Source organism: Oleiphilus sp. HI0079 (assembly GCF_001635105.1).
On sequence record NZ_LWFT01000468.1, the window covers coordinates 1 to 533 of the forward strand.

Consider the following 533-nt stretch of genomic DNA (forward strand, 5'->3'; position numbering starts at 1 on the left):
TGTCAGACGAAGAACCGGTTGTTCTGCGACGTGGTTGCGGTGATGTAACAGCCTTTGAGTAAGTCATCTAAGTCTGAGCATATGCGCAAAACAAGTTTGAAGAGGCATTGTAAACGGGCGGTCTTGATTCATCAGACAGGTGGACGCCTTACCTCTAAGAGATAATGTCCACCCTATTATTAAAGCTAGCGAATATCCTGCTATGCCTGACTAGAATCGGCTTGGGATTGAAGGCTCTGAAAGCGCAGGGTCAAATCTCTTAACCGGTTAAATTCATCTTGTTCGCTTATTAAACTTTCAAATACTTGATTGCTTTGGCCGTAAGCTTGCGAGAGTTTTGATACATTGTCGGCATATTCTAGAGTAGGGTGTTGCTTGCTTACTGAGCGATAGGCATTTACAAAGTTTTGATCCTGATTCAGATCGAAACTTATTCTTTCAAGCTTGCTATTCACAACCGCTCCTTGCGCGACAATACCGCCCGATACTGATGTTTGTATGGTTAATGCCGTATTGGCAGGTAATCCATATTC

Annotated in this window: 1 protein-coding gene; it reads right to left on the reverse strand. The window is 43.3% G+C overall.

Annotation, left to right across the window (positions count from 1 at the left end):
* Window positions 1–200 precede the first annotated feature (200 nt).
* Window positions 201–533, reverse strand: a 333-nt coding sequence (locus tag A3750_RS06160; RefSeq protein WP_231871741.1) for a hypothetical protein, incomplete at its 5' end; no start/stop codon positions are given.